19 protein-coding genes and 1 riboswitch are annotated in these 19536 nt (G+C 44.3%); of the genes, 11 read left to right on the forward strand and 8 right to left on the reverse strand.

Annotated features, from left to right (window positions below; all coding sequences use genetic code 11):
* Nucleotides 1-72: 72 nt before the first annotated feature.
* Genes FFM73_RS01800 through thiS form a run of 4 tightly spaced genes read right to left on the reverse strand, consistent with a single transcriptional unit; the run spans nucleotide 73 to nucleotide 2811 of the window.
* Nucleotides 73-1176 carry a hydantoinase/carbamoylase family amidase gene (locus tag FFM73_RS01800; protein ID WP_137630079.1) on the reverse strand — a complete coding sequence of 368 codons (1104 nt, stop codon included), beginning with the start codon at nucleotides 1174-1176 and terminating at the stop codon, nucleotides 73-75.
* Nucleotides 1173-1943, reverse strand: a complete 771-nt coding sequence (locus FFM73_RS01805; protein WP_137630080.1) for a thiazole synthase — start codon at nucleotides 1941-1943, stop codon at nucleotides 1173-1175. The genes FFM73_RS01800 and FFM73_RS01805 overlap by 4 nt, the downstream gene beginning before the upstream one ends.
* A gap of 12 nt (nucleotides 1944-1955) precedes the next feature.
* On the reverse strand, nucleotides 1956-2600 hold the full coding sequence (thiF, locus tag FFM73_RS01810; protein WP_171001158.1) for a sulfur carrier protein ThiS adenylyltransferase ThiF: 645 nt from the start codon (nucleotides 2598-2600) through the stop codon (nucleotides 1956-1958).
* A 10-nt stretch (nucleotides 2601-2610) separates the two neighbouring features.
* A complete protein-coding gene (gene thiS / locus FFM73_RS01815; protein WP_137630081.1) occupies nucleotides 2611-2811 on the reverse strand; it encodes a sulfur carrier protein ThiS in 201 nt (66 codons plus the stop codon).
* Between the two features lie 110 nt (nucleotides 2812-2921).
* Nucleotides 2922-3013: riboswitch (TPP riboswitch) on the reverse strand.
* A gap of 163 nt (nucleotides 3014-3176) precedes the next feature.
* Here thiS and thiE point away from each other — a divergent pair.
* From thiE to recO, 6 genes are all read left to right on the forward strand, one after another.
* Complete coding sequence (gene thiE, locus FFM73_RS01820; RefSeq protein ID WP_137630082.1) at nucleotides 3177-3809, forward strand: thiamine phosphate synthase; 633 nt, start codon at nucleotides 3177-3179, stop codon at nucleotides 3807-3809.
* A gap of 380 nt (nucleotides 3810-4189) precedes the next feature.
* Entirely contained in the window at nucleotides 4190-5155 is a 966-nt protein-coding gene (locus FFM73_RS01825) for a PhoH family protein (protein ID WP_137630083.1), read from the forward strand.
* Between the two features lie 19 nt (nucleotides 5156-5174).
* Entirely contained in the window at nucleotides 5175-5663 is a 489-nt protein-coding gene (gene ybeY, locus FFM73_RS01830) for an rRNA maturation RNase YbeY (RefSeq protein WP_137630084.1), read from the forward strand.
* Nucleotides 5647-6048, forward strand: coding sequence for a diacylglycerol kinase family protein (locus FFM73_RS01835; RefSeq protein WP_137630085.1), 402 nt, complete (start codon nucleotides 5647-5649; stop codon nucleotides 6046-6048). The genes ybeY and FFM73_RS01835 overlap by 17 nt, the downstream gene beginning before the upstream one ends.
* Nucleotides 6049-6074: 26 nt before the next feature.
* Nucleotides 6075-6980 (forward strand): GTPase Era, encoded by a 906-nt coding sequence (gene era / locus FFM73_RS01840; protein WP_137630086.1) that lies wholly within the window; start codon nucleotides 6075-6077, stop codon nucleotides 6978-6980.
* Nucleotides 6981-6994: 14 nt separating this feature from the next.
* Nucleotides 6995-7774, forward strand: coding sequence for a DNA repair protein RecO (gene recO, locus FFM73_RS01845; protein WP_137630087.1), 780 nt, complete (start codon nucleotides 6995-6997; stop codon nucleotides 7772-7774).
* Between the two features lie 77 nt (nucleotides 7775-7851).
* Here recO and FFM73_RS01850 read toward each other — a convergent pair whose 3' ends face one another.
* Nucleotides 7852-9318: an NAD-dependent succinate-semialdehyde dehydrogenase gene (locus FFM73_RS01850; protein WP_137630088.1), complete on the reverse strand. Its 1467-nt coding sequence runs from the start codon at nucleotides 9316-9318 to the stop codon at nucleotides 7852-7854.
* 1145 nt (nucleotides 9319-10463) lie between these two features.
* Entirely contained in the window at nucleotides 10464-11894 is a 1431-nt protein-coding gene (locus tag FFM73_RS01855) for an NAD-dependent succinate-semialdehyde dehydrogenase (RefSeq protein WP_137630089.1), read from the reverse strand.
* Nucleotides 11895-12243: 349 nt separating this feature from the next.
* Between FFM73_RS01855 and FFM73_RS01860 the strand changes: the two genes are divergently transcribed.
* From FFM73_RS01860 to glyS, 3 genes are all read left to right on the forward strand, one after another.
* Nucleotides 12244-13653 (forward strand): MFS transporter, encoded by a 1410-nt coding sequence (locus FFM73_RS01860; RefSeq protein WP_137630090.1) that lies wholly within the window; start codon nucleotides 12244-12246, stop codon nucleotides 13651-13653.
* A gap of 311 nt (nucleotides 13654-13964) precedes the next feature.
* On the forward strand, nucleotides 13965-14888 hold the full coding sequence (gene glyQ / locus FFM73_RS01865; RefSeq protein ID WP_137630091.1) for a glycine--tRNA ligase subunit alpha: 924 nt from the start codon (nucleotides 13965-13967) through the stop codon (nucleotides 14886-14888).
* The gene (gene glyS, locus FFM73_RS01870; RefSeq protein WP_137630092.1) at nucleotides 14888-16960 is read left to right on the forward strand and encodes a glycine--tRNA ligase subunit beta; all 2073 of its coding nucleotides are present in this window, start codon (nucleotides 14888-14890) and stop codon (nucleotides 16958-16960) included. Before glyQ ends, glyS begins: the two co-directional genes overlap by 1 nt.
* A gap of 228 nt (nucleotides 16961-17188) precedes the next feature.
* Here glyS and FFM73_RS01875 read toward each other — a convergent pair whose 3' ends face one another.
* Nucleotides 17189-17500, reverse strand: coding sequence for a hypothetical protein (locus tag FFM73_RS01875; RefSeq protein ID WP_137630093.1), 312 nt, complete (start codon nucleotides 17498-17500; stop codon nucleotides 17189-17191).
* 25 nt (nucleotides 17501-17525) lie between these two features.
* Between FFM73_RS01875 and FFM73_RS01880 the strand changes: the two genes are divergently transcribed.
* Together FFM73_RS01880 and FFM73_RS01885 are read left to right on the forward strand one after the other, a co-directional pair.
* On the forward strand, nucleotides 17526-17771 hold the full coding sequence (locus FFM73_RS01880) for a hypothetical protein (protein ID WP_137630094.1): 246 nt from the start codon (nucleotides 17526-17528) through the stop codon (nucleotides 17769-17771).
* A gap of 220 nt (nucleotides 17772-17991) precedes the next feature.
* On the forward strand, nucleotides 17992-18909 hold the full coding sequence (locus FFM73_RS01885; protein WP_137630095.1) for a DNA/RNA non-specific endonuclease: 918 nt from the start codon (nucleotides 17992-17994) through the stop codon (nucleotides 18907-18909).
* A gap of 86 nt (nucleotides 18910-18995) precedes the next feature.
* Here FFM73_RS01885 and FFM73_RS01890 read toward each other — a convergent pair whose 3' ends face one another.
* Complete coding sequence (locus FFM73_RS01890; RefSeq protein ID WP_137630096.1) at nucleotides 18996-19337, reverse strand: hypothetical protein; 342 nt, start codon at nucleotides 19335-19337, stop codon at nucleotides 18996-18998.
* Nucleotides 19338-19536 lie beyond the last annotated feature (199 nt).

The following is a 19536-nucleotide window of genomic DNA, read 5'->3' on the forward strand; positions in this document are numbered from 1 at the left end:
AAAGTATAACGCCTGGGAGACTAGGTGTCCTTTTTTTGCAAAAAAACAGGCCTAAGTTTCTCAGTGTTGAACTTAATCAACACTAAAAAGCTTAGACCCATAACTATCATGACCAGCACCAGAGGCCATGATTTGAGAAGTCAGGCTTAACTGCTGTGCCAGCTGCTTATTTTGCGCCAGCAGATCTGAATCAAACGTCGCGGGCAGATCTTTACCATAACGTTTTGAAGCACATTTGATTTGCGGATCGGCTTGGCGGTTGAGGGTTTCACCAATCAACTGCTCAAACTGATCCAACAGGCGGTCGTCGGCGTGGCGCGCATCAATCGTAAATTGGATGGTTCCCGGAATGACGTTCGAAGTGTTGGGGGAGACCGTCAATTGACCAACCGTAAAAGCGAGATTGGGACTCAGATGACGAGCAAGACCGTTTAACTGATAGATGATAGTAACTGCAGCTTGAAGGGCATCATGGCGGTCATTCATGGGGGTCGTTCCCGCGTGATTAGACACGCCATGAACGGTGATTGACCAGCGTCTTTGACCCACGATACCAGAGACCAGTCCAACTGCAGCGTGCGTGTTAATCAGTCTGGGGCCCTGTTCGATGTGGAGCTCAGTAAAGCTGATCGGTAATGCAGGCCGTTTAACCACGATGTTACTGATGGTTTGCAGCTGTTCAACGGCTTGACTACGGGCTTGTTCAAAGCTAATGCCGTTTTGATCGGTTAACGGACCAACTGATTGGTGCAGGGCATAGTATTTGGAACCGCTGAAAGTGGTGTTAAAGCGACTGCCTTCTTCCTCGCTGAAAGAGATCAGGCGCAGCGTGTGTCGGGGCGCACCAAAACGAGTTTTAAGCATGGTGATTGCTTGCAGACCACCGAGGACACCATATAAACCGTCGAATTTTCCGCCATTGCGCACTGTATCCATATGGGAACCCGTGGCAATGACGTGGTCGTCTTCACCAGGGAGATCCAAGTAGACGTTGCCGTAATGATCGACCATAGCGGTTAAACCGGCTTGCTGACCAAATTGAATTAAGGCGGCTTGCGCCTTTACCCAGCTGGGCGAATAAACTAACCGGTTTTGACCCACAGTTTTAGCGGAAAGCTGAATAATTTGCTGAAAATGACGTTCAAAGGTTACCCATTCGTCGGTCGCACGAATCATTTGCTGACGCCAGTGAGTGGTGAAGAGGCCACTGCACCGCGCTCAATAATGCGGCCAGGACCAGCTAAATAAGCTTTACGGCCGGCTTCAACGCCTAAGCGGAAGGCCTCTGCCATTAACGGAATGTTTTTCGCTGTAGCCATGGAGGTGTTGGCCATGATGGCATCAGCACCCATTTCCATCGCCTCAGCAGCTTCGCTAGGGCGGCCAATACCAGCATCAATAATGATTGGCACATCAATTTCATCGATCAGTATTTGAATGAGCGCCTTTGTAGCTAACCCCTGGTTGGTCCCAATTGGTGCTGCTAAAGGCATGACAGTAGCGGCACCAGCGTCAACTAACTGGTGCGCGGTGTTTAAATCAGGTAAGATATAGGGCATGACGATGAAGCCTTCATTGGCCAGTACTTCAGTGGCTTTGATGGTTTCGGCGTTGTCTGGCATCAAGTATTTCTTGTCGGGGACCACTTCGAGTTTAATAAAGTCACTGCCGCTGATTTCTCGCGCTAATCGGGCCGTGCGAATGGCTTCGTCAGCAGTGGTAGAACCCGAAGTGTTAGGCAAAATAGTGATCCCTTCTGGAATGTAATTCAGGATGTTTTCCTTAGCGGAATCGGTGCGGCGCAAAGCCATAGTAATGATTTGTGCCTTGGCCTGATTGATAGCTGAATCAATTAAATCATAGGAATATTTACCGGAACCGAGAATGAAACGTGACGTAAACGTATGTCCACCAATTGTGAGCAGATCTGTTTTTTCTGACATGTTATCTTCCTCCTAAATCTTTGTTTGACCTAAAATTAAACGCGTGATCATGTTGGCTTCATGACCCGCAGCAATCATGACTCTTGGTGCCATCAGACCCTCGGCACCAGCCGTCGTACCATCGCCTGCAATGTACAGGTTAGGGCGAACCTGTTTGGTGATGATCGAGTTTGAACTATGAATGCCAGCCATGCCGGTTGCCATCACCATTGGTTTATTTGGGAAAAATTCGCTAGCCGCATCCAATAACATTGCTTTAGCGCTGGGATTATCGAAAGCTTCGCAAATGATGTCTGCATCGCCGAAAATTTCGTCCACGTTATCGTGGTCAACCTTCTGTACCCGGGTCGTGATGGTGACAAACGGGTTGAATTCCTGCAGGTTTTGCTTCAATGCAGTGACTTTGTCCATGCCGACCTGACTGAGCTTAAACTGCTGGCGGTTTAAATTACTCAGCTCAACTTGGTCAAAATCGATGAGCGTTAAGTGACCGACGCCAATACGAGCCAGTGCAATGGCAATGTTGGAGCCCAGACCGCCGGCACCGGCGATGGCCACGTGAGCAGCAGTTAAGCGGTCGGTGGAATCGGCAACGTTGCGGGCTTTCATGCCCTGATAGACGTCCTTGATGGCCATTCCTTGAATAGTTGGTTGCATAATGGCCTCCTTAACGACCGCCGCCGACAAACGAGATCAGTTCGAGTTTGTCGTCCGGTTTAATCAGCGTTTGCTCGTATTCGGGCCGGTGAATAATTGTCCCGTTTAATTCCACCACCACGTTATCAACGGGCGTTTTGCGCTGTTGTAAAAATGCCAGTAAATTTTGACCAGCAGCTTTAGCGAATGGCTCGCCGTTTACAGTAACCATAAAAAAAGCCCCTTTCCGTTTGTCTCCGAGAAAGGGGCTGACGCGTTCAATTAAAAGCACTTATCTACACAAAAAAGACTTTTCGTGCAGAAAAGCCTTTTGACTTGATCGTTCAGTAAAAGTCGCTCTTCCTTCGGTAGTACAAACTACATCAGGTTCGATGGGTTTAATCTCAGCCAATCAGGCACCCCAGACGAACTAACGTTATTCAATTATGATTTGAGTCAGTTAATTGACTCATCGCTTATATTTATAAGCTAGAACGTTGCGGAAGTCAAGAGAAGAAAATCAACGTGACAAGCGCCAGACTTTTCGTTAGACTGTTGGCGAGGTTTGAAAAAGGTTTGTGCGATCAGGAGGGAATTATGAAAATCAGTAATCGGCCGCTTTACTTAGTCACGGATGCGTTAAATTATTCTGAGTCGGATTTTCTTAAACACGTTGAGTCAGCCTGTCAAGGCGGTGTTGATCTCGTGCAGTTACGCGAGAAAAAATTAACCAGCCTGCAGTATTTTCAACGGGCCTACGCCGTTAAGCAAATCACTGATCAGTTTCAAATACCGCTTATCATCGATGATCGATTAGATATTGCTCAGGCGGTAGGGGCAGCCGGTGTGCACCTCGGTCAAAAAGATTTGCCGGTGGCCGTTGCTAGGGAGATTTTAGGCCCCCAGGCGATCATTGGTGCAACTGCTAAGACGTTAAATCAGGCACAACTAGCGGTTGAGCAGGGGGCTGATTATCTTGGCACTGGCGCCATTTTTCCCACGCGAACCCACGTTGAGACCGTTCGGACCAGCGTGGAAACGTTAAAGCAAATCAAGCAGTCAGTTAGCGTGCCAGTTTACGCAATTGGCGGGTTAAACGCCGGTAACGTCGTAGCGGTTAAGCCAGCAGGTGTCGACGGTGTCGCGGTCGTTTCAGCCATTATGCGAGCAGTTGATCCACAATGTGCTGCACGTGAATTGCGGGATCAAATTTTGACTATTATTGGGTGAAAATTACCGTATTATTGCATTATACAATTCTAAAATTGTATAATGCAATAATATGGTATAGCAGTAATTCTTAATGGCGATGGCAAAAATACAAATTGCTAGTTAATCAAGCAATCATTATGGACTGGATTGACGTCAATCATTTGCAAATAACTAAGGCTTGGTAGCATTAATTCAGTCGTTAAATTTGATTTATCTGTGGGTTCAAAATTACCATAATTAGTCATTTGGGAAAGGCTATATTGGAATTGAAAGTTTTGCCGAATTGGACATCAAAATCGGGGTCAATCGCTTGTGTAACCACTTGTTCGAGCTTTTATGACGGGATTGTCGTATAATGGTCTAAGAAATCTAATTTAATGTAAAGGAGTCCATTGTTTTTGGCTGAAAATACGCAAACTGAAAAAGAATATATCTTAGCAAATCCGGAACAGGGAGTCGCTATTTTGGGCGCGCAGGATCAGTTCGTTTCGCTCTTAGAAGAAGGGTTAAACGTGACGATCCACCCCTTTGGTAATTCCATTAAAGTTTCCGGTGAACCATTCCAAGTGCAAAAGGCGATGGCGATTCTAAAAAACATGGATAAGTTGATCCAGAAGGGTATTCAGCTGAATAGTGCCGATGTTATTAGCGCCATGAAGATGGCCGACAAAGGAACTTTGGAATACTTCTTGGATCTATATACGGAAACTTTGATCAAGGATGCTAAGGGCCGTGCCGTCCGCGTTAAAAATTACGGGCAACGGCAGTACATTGACGCGATCAAGCACAACGATGTTACCTTTGGGGTTGGCCCGGCTGGGACCGGGAAAACCTATTTAGCAGTTGTTATGGCGATTGCGGCTTTAAAGCGCGGTGACGTTGAAAAAATCATTTTGACCCGGCCAGCCGTTGAAGCTGGCGAAAGCCTGGGCTTTTTACCTGGTGATCTAAAGGATAAGGTCGATCCTTATTTGCGGCCAATCTACGATGCGCTTTACGCGATTTTGGGTGCGGATCATACTAACCGGCTGATGGATCGCGGTGTGATTGAGATTGCTCCGTTGGCTTACATGCGTGGCCGAACGTTAGAAGGAGCTTTCGTGATCTTGGATGAAGCTCAAAATACGACCAATGCGCAAATGAAGATGTTTTTGACCCGACTGGGATTTGGTTCAAAAATGATTGTTAACGGTGATATCACCCAGATCGATCTCCCACGTCATAGTCAAAGCGGGTTAGTACAAGCAACTCATATTTTAAAGGATGTTAACCACATTGATTTTGTCACGTTTACGTCGGATGACGTTGTTCGGCACCCTGTCGTGGCAGCAATTATTAACGCTTATGAAGCTGTGGAAAAATAAATAAGGACGAGTATAAAACATGGATCTAGAAATTTATGATGAAACTAAAGATGGCGTACCAGCAGAACACATTCAATTGGTGAAAGACGTTCTCGAATATGCCGGTAAATACATTAAACTTAAAGAAAACACCGAAATGTCAGTCACGTTTGTGAATAACGACCGGATTCAAGAGATCAACCGTAAGTATCGAGACGTTGATCGGGCAACGGATGTCATCAGTTTTGCGATTGAAGACAGCAGTAATGAAGACGATGAATTTCCAATCGTGATGGATGAAGAACTGGAAGCCGAAATTCCCGAAAACATTGGCGATATTTTTGTCTCAGTGGATAAAGTCGGCGAACAAGCAGAGTATTTGGAACATTCTTACGAACGGGAACTGGGCTTTTTAGTCGTTCATGGGTTCCTCCATCTCAACGGGTATGACCACATGGAGCCAGCAGATGAAAAGGTAATGTTCAAATTACAAAGGGATATACTTGACGCTTATGGGCTTAAACGATAAACAAGTCAAAAAAAATAAAAATTTCTTTCAATCGCTGTTTCATGCGTTAAGCGGCATTTACAGCCTAGTTTCCACTGAGCGAAATTTTCGCAAGCACATTGTCATGGCGGTAATCGCTGTTTTGCTGGGAATTTGGCTGCAACTGACTGTCAATGAGTGGTTGTGGATCACCTTAGCCATCTTTGTGGTGGTGGTCGCGGAAGTGCTGAATACCGTCGTGGAATCGATCGTTGATTTGATCGTTGGCCCGCATTATCACAAAGAGGCTAAAAAAGCGAAAGATGTTGCTGCTGGTGGCGTTTTAATTGCGGCTTTTTTTGCTGTAGTGATCGGCTGCTTGATTTTTATTCCAGAACTCATGCAAGAATTTAACGTTCAATTTTAACATTTAACTAATAGGGGGAAATAAATTTGGACAATCCAAATTATCGTAGCGGTTTTGTGGCCATCGTTGGCCGGCCAAATGTCGGTAAGTCGACTTTGCTCAACCGAGTGGTGGGCCAAAAGGTCGCTATCATGTCCGACAAGCCACAAACCACGCGTAACAAAATTCAGGGGATCTACACAACTAATGATGCCCAGATCGTTTTTATTGATACACCGGGGATTCATAAGCCGAAGAGTGAACTAGGGGACTACATGATGAAATCAGCTTTATCTTCCCTTAACGAAGTTGATGCGGTGATCATGATGGTTAACGCTGAACAACGTCGCGGGGCGGGTGATAATTTCATTATTGATCGGCTAAAGACCGTTAAAAAGCCGGTTTACTTAGTCGTTAATAAAATTGATCAGATTACCCCGGATGATTTATTGGTCGTAATCGATCAGTATAAGGATGCTTTAAAATGGCAAGAAGTGCTGCCAATATCCGCTTTGGAAGGCAATAACGTTGAGGAAATGCTTAACGAGCTAGTGGGTAAATTACCTCATGGCCCGCAATATTACCCAGATGATCAGGTCACGGACCATCCAGAACGGTTTATCGTTTCTGAATTAATTCGTGAAAAGATCTTCCAGTTGACCCGTCAGGAAATTCCGCATTCAGTTGCGGTTGTGATTGAAAAGATGAAACGTCAAAATGAGCAGAAAGTTCATATTCAAGCGACTATCATCGTTGACCGACCAACTCAAAAGGACATTTTGATTGGTAAGGGCGGTTCGATGTTAAAGAAGATCGGGACATTAGCTCGTAAGGACATTGAAAACCTGCTGGGTGATAAAGTTTACCTAGAACTGTGGGTCAAAGTTGTGCCTGGCTGGCGTGACAAATCTTCGGCACTGCAGTCATACGGGTATCGTAAAGACGACTACTAGAATGTGGTGATACAATGGCCGGACAACTCATGAATTTTCATGGCATTGTCATGTATCAAAAAGCATATCGTGAACGCGACATGCTGATTAAATTTTTTACGCAGGAAGCTGGCAAGCGGATGTTTTTTATCCGCGGTGCTAAAAAGCGTGGTTTTAAAATGACTGCTGACTTACTGCCGTTTACGTATGGTGTATACGCGGGTGATATTCGTGAACCAGGGCTCTCATTTATCAATGCGGCTAAGGATACTGCCAATTTTACGAAAATCGGGCAGGACATTTCTAAAAATGCTTATGCGACTTATATTATGTCATTGCTAGATATGGCGATCCCTGATAATCAACTACTGGGCAGCTGGTATCCGCGGTTATTCCACGCGTTGTCCTTGATCAATGACGGACTGGATGAAGCCATTATTGCCAATATTTTTGAAGTGCAAATGATGAGCCTTTTTGGGGTAGAACCCAACCTCCGCCAATGTGTGATCTGCGGTCGGACGGATCTGCCGTTTGATTATTCTGAATCGTATGGGGGTCTCTTGTGTCAGGCGCACTGGCATTTGGATCCGAACCGGCTTGATTTAGATCAGCGGACAATTTATTATCTGCATCAGTTTTCAGCCGTTGATCTCACCAAGCTAAAAACTATCAGTGTGCATGAAGAGACCAAGCAGCATTTGCGGCGAGCACTGGACATGATTTATTCGGATACCATCGGTGTTTATCCCAGATCAAAACGGTTCATTGATCAAATGACGAAGTGGAAACCACTGGATAATTCTAAAAAAGAGTAAAATAAAGCGTCTGCAATTCGGTTGATAATTCAGCGAATTGCAGACGCTTTAGTGTTTATTCTTAGAAACTAATTAACCTATTTAGCTTTTGATGTCTTTTTGGCTTTTGGTGCATCTTTAGCTGTTGGTACATCGCCGGCAACCAGGCCACCAGCAACGTTATCCAAGTTTGGCTTATCAGCCTTAACGATCAATTGTTCGTTAGTGAAGGCCATTTCACCCATATGGCTCATTTCACGGCCGTAACCGGAGAGCTTAACACCACCAAATGGTAATTCTGGCAAGCTGGCCATGAAGTTGTTGACGTAGACCATCCCAGTTTCGATTTGAGTAGCCACTTCGGCACCGTGGTTGGCATCTCCAGCAAAGAGGATACCGCCCAAGCCATAAGGGTTATCATTGGCCACTTCAACGGCTTCTTTTTCAGAATGAACTTTATAAACAGTTGCAACCGGACCGAACATTTCTTCAGAGTAAGCTGGATTGTTCTTGTCAATGTCCGTTAAAATGGTCGGCATGAAGAATTGACCAGGTAAGTCAATTGGTTTGTTACCATAAGCGACTTTAGCACCAGCAGCAATGGCAGCATCTACTTGTTTTTGAAGCTTATTCTTAGCTTTCTTGGAGTTCATTGGTGCTAGTGAAGTTGCCGGATCTAGTGGATCGCCAGGAACGACTTTGCTGAAGTTCTTTTTGAGGTCCTCAACAAATTGGTCGTAGACGTTATCCATGACAATGAACCGCTTTGATGAAGTGCAGACTTGACCAGCATTGTAAAGTCGAGCCCGCCAAGCAACGTTGTTTACATCGTCCATGTTGGCATCGCCGAGAACAACAAATGGATCCATACCACCTAATTCCATCGTGTTCTTTTTGAGGCTTTTACCAGCGGCTGCGGCAACGGAAGTCCCACCACGTTCGGAACCGGTCAGTGCGACACCTTGAACCCGTGGGTCTTTAATCGCTTCGGTTACTTGATCATATGTCAAGAAGAGATTGACTAAAGAACCCTTAGGAGCGCCGGCTTCAGCGACAATGTCCGCAAACATTTTGGCACTAGTTGGTGTATTGGAAGCGTGCTTTAGGATCATTGGATTACCAACCATAAAGTTTGGTGCAAAGACCCGCATGATTTGGTAGTACGGGAAGTTCCATGGTTCTACCAGCACGACGATACCAGTTGGTGAATGGTGAACTTCAGCTGTACCAGTGGCGATTGTATCGATTTTTTCAGGGGCGAGCATTTCTTCTCCATGATCAGCAAACCAGTCAGCAATCATGGCAACTAGTTCCACTTCACCTTTAGATTCGCTAAGTAACTTACCCATGTCAATGGTGCAGGCCCGGGCTAGTTCATCAGAATGCTCGCGTAACTTGGCAGCCACGTTGTGGAGGATCTTTGCCCGTTCAGCGATTGGCTGTTGCCGGTTTTTCTTATAGCGTGCATGGCCGGTTGCTAAGGCAGCCTGTAGTTCTTTTTCTGTTGCATTCGGATACTCTTTGACAACCTTATTATTGTAAGGATTGATTGTTGCATAAGCCATAAATAATTTCTCCTTTTGGTTGGTAATAATTATAATAGATCAATTATTTAACCACTAACAGATGTCTGATACATCTTTGGTACACCTTAACCGTAGTGCATTTTTAATATGTTTGCAAGCGCTTACGTGTAAACTTCGCTTATAACTACAATGATTTTAAAAATACTATAATAGCGGGGACTTAATATATATTAAACGCTTTATTAATCATAGAATGTACATAGCTTATGATTAAATAAAGCTTATTTAAATATTATCAAAAATCTTATGTATTTATTAATTGGTATAGTTGATATTGAGTGGTTAGATAATTTTTCAATTTAAATCATTAGTCAATAGAAAATTCCGAAAGAGTCAGTAAATGGGATTATGACTTAATCCTATATTGGTAAATATTTCAACTGAATTCTTAACTGAAGATGGTAAGAAAGGGGTTATTAGTTCAATACTTTAATATAGTCTAATCGCGCGCCAAAACTCAAATTCCAGCCATTACCCCCGATAACTTTTAACCTTTAGTAGAATGATAGAAAAATATTCAGGATTCACTGAATGAAAGACTCCATATTGTTAGATAAATTGACTTGTGAGTCTGTAACATAAGTTAAAAATCATGGTCTTCTAAAACAGAGTTTCAAGAAATCCAATCCGGATTTCTTGAAACTCTGTTTTTTTTGAAAGAATCAAGGATTATCCCCTGAATTTCGTCATTTTTCGGTCAACATAACAGTTTTACCACTAGGCTACTTTAGTTCAGTAGACCGTTTGCGACAGCAACCCAATCGTTACGTTGCTGAAAACATAGGATCTGAAATGCAGCGGAGTGAAACTGGCGAATCATGGTGAAGGTAGTTGTTAGTGAGCGTCTTTTGCTCACTTAAAACTACGGGAGACGGCGGAAATCCTTTTCGGCGATTTTCCGAAAATAGTTCCAGAGCGACCCCACTATGAGTTGCCAGTTTCACGGAGCGGAATGAATCCTTATGTGCATTTCTGCAACATAGATTGATTGGGCTCCAGAAAACAGAGAACAGTATGTGAATCAACTAAGATAAAAACACTTCAAAAGATAAGACCGTCAAAAGTGAAATATGAAATCGAGGAAGCATTATATCACGACCTCGCTTCAATGCAGTTTTGATGCGTTACTTTTCTGGTGGAATGTCAGTTGCCACTAAACCACCAGCAACGTTATCCAAGTTCGGCTTTTCAGTTTTTACGATGAGTTGCTCATTAGTGAAGGCCATTTCACCGATATGGCTCATTTCACGGCCATAACCGGATAATTTGACCCCGCCGAATGGTAATTCTGGTAAGGTCACCATGAAATTGTTAACGAAGACCATCCCAGTTTCGATTTGAGCGGCTACTTCGGCTCCGTGGTCGGCATCACCAGCAAAGACGATGCCACCTAAACCATAAGGGTTATCATTTGCCAGTTCAATGGCTTCTTCTTCAGAGTGAACTTTGTAAACGGCAGCAATTGGACCAAACATTTCTTCTGAGTAAGCCGGATTGTCCTTGTCAATGTCCGTTAAAATGGTCGGCTTGAAGAATTGACCTGGCAAATCAATAGGTTCGTTGCCATAAACCACTTTAGCACCAGCAGCAATCGCGTCGTCTAATTGTTTCTGTAATTTGTCCTTGGATTTTTTGGTGTTCATGGGTGCCAGTGAGGTACTAGGATCCAACGGGTCACCAGGGACAACCTGACTGAACTTTTCCTTCAAACTATCCACAAATTCATCGTAGACGTTATCCATGACGATAAATCGCTTGGATGAGGTACATACTTGACCGGTGTTATAGAGTCGTGCTCGCCATGCGATATCCGCTACGTCATCCATATTGGCATCGCCTAGCACGATGAACGGGTCCATCCCACCAAGTTCCATGGTGTTTTTCTTCAAATTCTTGCCAGCTGCTTGCGCAACCGCAGTCCCACCACGTTCGGAACCGGTCAGCGCCACGCCTTGAACCCGTGGGTCTTCGATTGCTTCAGTAACTTGGTCATATGACAGAAAGAGGTTCACTAATGACCCAGCTGGGGCACCCGCTTCGGCTACTACGTCCGCAAACATTTTGGCACTCGTTGGGGTGTTAGCAGCGTGCTTTAAGATCATTGGGTTGCCAACGATAAAGTTTGGTGCGAAGACCCGCATGATTTGATAATAAGGGAAGTTCCACGGTTCTACCATCATCACGATACCGGTTGCTGAATGACGAATCTCAGCCGAGCCAGTCGCAATCGTATCTACCTTTTCAGGTGTCAGAATCTCTTCACCGTGATCAGCGAACCAGTCAGCGATGATGGCGACCAGTTCAACTTCACCTTCGGATTCTCGCAGCAGCTTACCCATGTCAATGGTGCAGGCCCGGGCCAGTTCAGCGGAATGTTCGCGTAACTTGGCAGCTACATTGTGGAGAATCTTTGCCCGTTCAGCGATTGGTTGTTGCCGGTTTTGCTTATAGAGTGCGTGACCAGTTGCTAAGGTCGTCTGTAATTCTTCATCAGTTGTAAAAGGATATTCTTTGACCACTTCATTATTGTAGGGATTGATCGTTGCATAAGCCATGACGTAATGCCTCCTTAAAGGTTGTAAAAAAGAATCATAAAATAATTGGTTAGCTAGGGTCTACATCTTGATACAGATTGAGAATAGCCTGTTTTGAATCCGGTTACAACGCTTTAGCTTGTGATTTTAGATACAATAATGCTTTAATATCAACGTTTATATGAAATACGTTATTCACAATATAAGCTATGTAAACATAACAATTAATCATAATAATTTATTTTACATCGTAAACTATATAATTGGTATAGCTTAAAATTATGACGGTATTTAGTGAGCTTTAACGCACCCTCAACTACGATTTACAGGTATAATCAGCCTCATAAGAGTAGTTAAGGGGGCTGTTAAAATGAATGAGGCAGAGCCACGGCGGTGGTGGATCCTAATTTCAATTGGTATTTTCGCGTTTATGAGTAATTTGGATTCCAGTATTGTTAACATTGCCATGCCAATCATGGCTAAGCAGCTGGCGATTCCTATGAACCAGATTGAATGGGTGGTTTCGATTTATCTGATCGTCGTCAGTGCGTTATTGCTATTTTTCGGTAAATTGGGTGATATGTACGGTAAAATTAAGATCTTTCGTATTGGTACCGCTATTTTCATTATTGGTTCCTTCATTTCTGGTCTTCAATGGACTTTTGAATTTCTGATGCTAGGCCGGGTAATTCAAGGAATCGGTTCAGCGATGACTTTATCCAACACTTACGGCATTACTACCGCAACATTTAGTTTAAAGGAGCGTGGCAAGGCCATGGGGCTAATTGGTACTTTCGTATCCTTTGGTGCTGTTGCTGGACCGGGTGTTGGTGGGCTAATTCTGTCACATTTTAGTTGGGGCTACATTTTTTGGATCAATGTGCCATTAGGAATTTTTGCCATTATTCTGGGTCAAATCGTATTGCCCAAGTCCACACCTGAATCAGCAGATAAGAAAATCGACTGGTCTGGATCGGTTTCTTTTGCCCTGTTGATTATTAGTCTGTTTTTAGCCATTTTCTGGGGGCAAGAGGTGGGCTATTTCACTGTTGTTCCGGTGATTGGGTACGTAATTGCATTGATATCGATTTTCTGGTTTATCCGTGCGGAGCGCCGAAGTACTACCCCATTAATACCGTTGAGTATTTTTAAAATCAAACCGTTCTCCTATGGGATCGGTGCCGCGATTTTAATTTTCTTATCGAATTTTTTCACCGTTGTGCTCATGCCATTTTACTTGGAAGACGCTCGACAGTTAAGTGCTGGCCAAGCAGGTTTACTCATGATCATCTTTCCAGTAGTTACGATGATTGCCGGACCGATTGGCGGGGTGTTAGCTGATCGCTTTAATCCTGCTAAGATTGTCACGCTGGGATTAAGCACCGTTGCGGTTTCACAGTTAGGGTACTGGTTTTTAGACCTTCATAGTTCCCTTTGGGTCTATGGTATCATTACCGTGATCATGGCCACTGGTACCGGTTTATTTCAGTCGCCTAACAGCGACATCGTGATGTCAGTGGTGGACAAAGACCAGCTCGGCAGTGCCGGCAGCATTAACGCACTGGCGCGAAATATTGGCATGGTGTCTGGTACCGCGCTATCCACCACGGTGTTGTTTAACGTCATGAGTATGCTTGCTCACACTAAAGTCACCACTTATTTACCCACTCAGCCGGGTTTGTTTATTTCGGGGATGCACGTGGCCTTTACCGCGTCATTTATTCTCATCGTGATGGCCATCTGGCTGTCGTTAAAACAGGGCCAGGTGAACTTAAAATAATTCGCAATTCGGTTTGACTTTTATTTTGCAGACGCTTAAACTTATGGAGAATTGAATAGTGATTGGCGATGACAAAAGAGGGTTGGTTTAACGCGAGACAGCGACTTCGGGATAGGTGTGAGCCGGAGTGAGCGTGAATCAATTGGCACTTTTAGAGCTGATGCAAACGAAGCTGCTGGGGTCACCCCAGAAGTAGGGTGGAACCGCGAAAATAACTTTCGTCCCTACGTAAGTCTATCAGACTACGTTGGGACGTTTTTTTGTGCCCTGAAATTTGGCATCGCCACCATATATTAGGAGGATATTGGTTTATGACCAAGAAATTGTCAATGCAACAAATCATCTTAACCTTGCAGCAATATTGGTCCGCGCAAGGCTGCATGCTGATGCAGGCTTATGATACGGAAAAAGGTGCCGGGACTATGAGTCCTTACACCTTCTTACGGGCAATCGGTCCAGAACCTTGGAACGCGGCTTACGTGGAACCATCTAGACGGCCAGCTGATGGCCGGTATGCTGAAAACCCTAACCGGTTATATCAACATCATCAGTTCCAAGTGGTGATGAAGCCTTCACCAGAAAATATTCAAGACCTTTATTTGAACAGTCTCAAAGAATTGGGTATCGATCCCTTGGAACACGATATTCGCTTCGTTGAAGATAACTGGGAAAACCCATCGATGGGCTGTGCCGGTGTTGGTTGGGAAGTTTGGCTGGACGGGATGGAAGTTTCGCAATTTACCTACTTCCAAATCGTTGGTGGCCTGGAAGTGGATCCGGTTACATCAGAAATCACTTACGGTCTTGAACGACTAGCTTCTTATATTCAAGACGTTGACAGCGTCTTCGACCTGGAATGGGGCGATGGCGTGCTGTACGGTGATATTTTCCGGGAACCAGAAATCGAACATTCCACATACGGATTTGAGAAGTCGAATCAAAAGATGCTTATGCAGATGTTTGACGACTACGAAGAAGAAGCCAAGAAGCAGATTGCTAACGGTCTGGTTCACCCCGCTTACGACTACATTTTGAAGTGTTCGCACACCTTTAACCTGTTAGATGCACGTGGTGCGGTCTCCGTTACTGAAAGAGCCGGCTACCTGTCTCGGATTCGGCGGATGGCACACAGTGTTGCCAGAGCCTTCGTTGCTAAACGAAAGGAATTTGGCTTCCCGTTGATCAAGGATGAGAAAAAGCGCCAAGCACTATTAAAAGACGGGGAGGACAAATAATGGCACATACATTTTTACTTGAAATTGGGTTGGAAGAAATGCCCGCTCACGTGGTCACACCTTCCATCAAACAATTAGTTCAAAAAACCAAGAAGTACCTCAAAGAACAACGAATCAGCTTCGATGATATTACGCCGTTTTCAACACCACGCCGATTAGCCATTCAAATCAGCGGCTTAGCTGACAAACAGCCAGATATCGATAAAGAAGTTAAGGGTCCAGCTAAGAAGATCGCCTTAGACAAAGACGGCAACTGGTCAAAAGCGGCTCAAGGCTTTACTCGTGGCCAAGGTGTCACCGTTGACGATATCACCTTCAAAGAATTGAAGGGTACCGACTACGTTTACGTTGAAAAACACATTGCTGGCCAATCGGTTGAAACCGTTCTGGCTGGTTTGAAGGATGTCGTGACCGGCATGACCTTCCCAACCATGATGAAGTGGGGCAGCTATCACTTTGAATATATCCGCCCAATCAAATGGCTGGTAGCTTTACTTGATGATAAGGTCATTCCGTTCCAGATCCTCGACATTAAGACTGATCGCCAGACACGTGGTCACCGGTTCTTAGGGAAGACGATCGTTTTGAAAAATGCTACCGACTACGAAGACGCATTGACCAAAGAATTCGTAGTTGCTGACGCTAAGAAGCGAAAAGCCGAGATCAAGACACAAATCGAACAGATTGCGTCAGATAATAACTGGGTCATTAAATTAAATCCAGATCTGTTAGAAGAAGTCACCAATTTGGTTGAATGGCCAACCGCCTTTACTGGCAGCTTTGATGAAAAGTACCTGACCATTCCCGATGAAGTACTGATCACCTCGATGCGTGACCACCAACGGTTCTTCTACGTGCTGGATCAAGATGGCAAGTTGTTGCCGCACTTCGTCTCCGTTCGTAATGGGAATGCCGATCACATTCAAAACGTGGTTGCTGGTAACGAACGAGTATTAGCTGCTCGTTTGTCAGATGCCATGTTCTTCTACCAAGAAGACCAAAAATTGACCATTGATGACTACGTTGAAAAATTAAAGTCAGTTAGTTTCCATGACAAGATCAGTACGATGTATGAAAAGATGCAACGGGTAGCAGTGATTGCAGCTAATTTGGGTCAGAAACTTGGCTTAACGGATGCTCAGATCAAAGATGTCGTTCGGGCTGCTCACATTTACAAATTTGATCTAGTGACCGGTATGGTCGGTGAATTTGCCGAACTGCAAGGAGTCATGGGTGAGAAGTACGCCTTATTAAATGGCGAAAACCCAGTGGTCGCCCAAGCCATTCGCGAACACTATATGCCGATTTCTGCTGATGGTGACCTGCCTGAATCAACGGTTGGTGCGGTATTGGCCATTGCTGACAAATTAGACAGTATCTTGACCTTCTTTGCTGCTGGCATGATTCCAAGCGGTTCTAACGACCCGTACGCTTTGCGTCGTCAAGCTACTGGGATCGTCCGGATCGTTCGGACCAACAAGTGGCATCTTGACCAAGATATGGTGGACGCTGCTATTGATGCTGAAACCAGTGCTAACGTGGCACCTGACCTGGACCAAAAGGCACAAGTCAAAGCCGTTGGCGGTTTCTTGAAGGATCGGATCAAAGTTACCTTGCTTGGCGAAAAGGTGAAGCACGATGTTGTTGATGCCGTCATTGGCGGACCCAACACTGATCTATTGGATAACTTCACCATTGCACAAGTGCTGAGTGATCATCAAAACGATGATCACTTCAAGGGGACTATCGAAGCTTTAACGCGGGTCTTGCGAATTGCCCAGAAAGCTGACAAGAGTAAGGTGACTGCTGTAGATACCAGTTTATTTGACAACGACAGTGAACCAAAGTTGAAAGCTGCAGTGGATAAGGTCGCTCAACAAGCATCAGAACTGGATATTCCAGCTTACTATGATGCCTTAGCAGCCTTGAAACCAGTCATTAACGATTACTTTGATGCCACGATGGTCATGGCCAAGGATGAAAAGGTTAAAAACAACCGTCTCAGTCAGTTGAGCCAGTTATCTGACTTGATCTTGCGGATGGGTGATCTGAACCAATTGATCGTTAAATAGTTAGTTGTAATGTAATTAACGTTCATTAAGGGTGACCCAATTTAATTTCTTGGTACTTAGCGGGCTAGTCTGCTGAGTTACTCGACAATGATGTTAAAAGTGATATAATTAAGTTACGCTATTAATGAAACTGAAATCAAATACCAGCTTGAGCGGCGGAGGCTCAGGCTGGTTTTTTGTGTTGATTAATGAAATTTGAGACTCAGAACGGTTAATCTTCAAAATGGGCTAACAATGACTTTCCTTTTTTAGCTCTGTGATGCAGACGGTCATTGTTTCGCGATGAATGATTTTAAGCGCCTTAGTAGCAGTTTGTAAATCGCAGATTGGTTTTTTGAACCAGTTGAAGATGAAGCCGGAGATTGCCCCAGCCAGATAGGATGAGTAGAGCTGTGTATTCACGGTAAAATGATCAGCGATTTCAGAAGAGCCCTTGAGGACAGTGTCTTGAATTGTTTCGGTAAATTGCTTCAAAAATAAACCGTTATCTTGAAGAATAAGGGTCCGTAAAGAATTTTCATGGGCTGCAACACTGGCCATGATACCTTCAGTATAGTCGTTGAGTATGGCATCAGTGGTTTGTTCAACCCGCTCAACTCAGCTGGTTGAAAATGATCAAGAAAAGCCGACTAAAGAAGCCCTTACTGATAATGCGAAATTAATGGGTGGTACCAGTGGCATGCGGATCGGTATGCTGGAAGGTGACCTGGAACATGGTTACGTTTCAGTTGGTACTGGTATCTCGGTGATTCACCAGATTCAGCCGGTTAAAGCCGTTGTTGATGAGATGATGGCGGATTATAAAGATTAATTGAAAATTGAACTTAGATCAGCGCATTTGGGATGAATAATAGTCCAAATGCGCTTTTTAATTGTAGAAAAATCAATAAAATTCAAAGCGTTTCCATAAGTAAATCATTACGCTTTAAATCATATTTGTTATTGACCCCAATATAGCGTGACTTGTATAATTAACAAGTTACTAATTCTATAATAACGGATTATTACTAGTCTGTTGGGGAGAAGAGAAAATGTCAAAATTGTTCAAAACGGTACTGTCGTTGATCGTAGCGGTGACGATTTTAGCCGTCCCAGTAGGTGCTACTGGCGAACCAAGCAACGCTAATGCTGCAACTATGGTCTACGTGACGAAGACGGGTAAGCACTATTTTTATCACCGTCATAATCGTGGGCTAAACCGGGCGCGAAAAGTGTATCGGGTCAGTTTACAAAAAGCTAAGCATAGGGGCTTAACTTTAGCCGCAACGGATCAGGCAACCGCAACACATCATAAACGGACGCATCATCGCCGCATTAAGCGTCGAACCGTTGTCAAACGCGTACCTGTGAAGCACATTAAGCAGGCGAAAGCCAGTGCTTCTGGACTGCAAAAACTCAAGTATCACGGTCAGCAGATCGTGATTATTAATCATGATCTGCCGAAGTTAAATCGGTTGAGTATTAACAAGGGTGCTTGGCAGCATTATGGTAACTTGGACCGGTTGAACCGAGTCACTACCGCGGATGCCATGTTAAACAAACGCCTGATGCCGCATACTGAGCGTCAAGCGTTATATGTTGATCCTACCGGCTGGCACAATAAACGCGGCCATGGTGGCTGGCTTTACAACCGGAGCCATTTAATTGGTTATCAGCTGACGGGTCAAAACAATAACATGAAAAATCTCATGACCGGGACGCGTTCACTAAATGCGCCTGGTATGGAGAAGTACGAAAACCAAGTGGCCGGTTACTTACGAAGCAGTCGCTCACATTACGTGCGCTACGAGGTGAAACCGGTGTTTGCTGGCAATGATCTGTTAGCCAACGGTGTTCAAATGCAGGGTGAGTCGATTGGCAGTCACGCAATTCGATTCAACGTCTATATCTTTAACGTTCAACCAGGATTCCGCTTGAATTATCGAACGGGTACCAGTAAAGCTGCCTGATAGTTAAATTAAATAACTGTAAAAGCGCACTGATAAGGGTGAAATCACCGATTATCAGTGCGCTTTTTAGTTGCACATGAGTTTGGTTAACGGTGCCATTTTTGCCAAGCACCAGAACCATCGTAAGTGTACATATAGCCATGTGAATATTTGAAGGCACCAATATCAGCCATGACTTCTGGTGTGTATCGGTTACCGTACTTAGAAACGTGCTTAAAATGGTAGTTAAGATTGTACCTATGGCCAGTCTTGCCTTGCTGAAGGTAGTGTTTAGTAAATTTCATTTTCCAATGGTGACTATACCATGTGTGATGGAAGTGGGCTGGCATATTACTAATTATTTTCGCACTAGCAGTGGTTGGTGCAAAGGCGGTGCCACCCGCTAAACCAATGCCGACAGCTAGAGCGGTTAAAAGCGATTTCTGCATATGCATTCCCCCTAATAAACTTTATGATACGCTAATCGATACATTAGTAAAAGAGTAAAATGAGTTAGTACAGTATCAGGTTTAACCAACATGTTCAATTCCTCGTTGACGGACTTGATTTTCAGTTATAGATAATTAGTATGAAAAGTAGCTTATTTCGCCAATTGAACCCGTTTACGAATTGCAAAACGTTAAAGGA

Source organism: Secundilactobacillus hailunensis, from assembly GCF_005405185.1.
In the GTDB taxonomy this organism is placed as follows: Bacteria; Bacillota; Bacilli; order Lactobacillales; family Lactobacillaceae; genus Secundilactobacillus; species Secundilactobacillus hailunensis.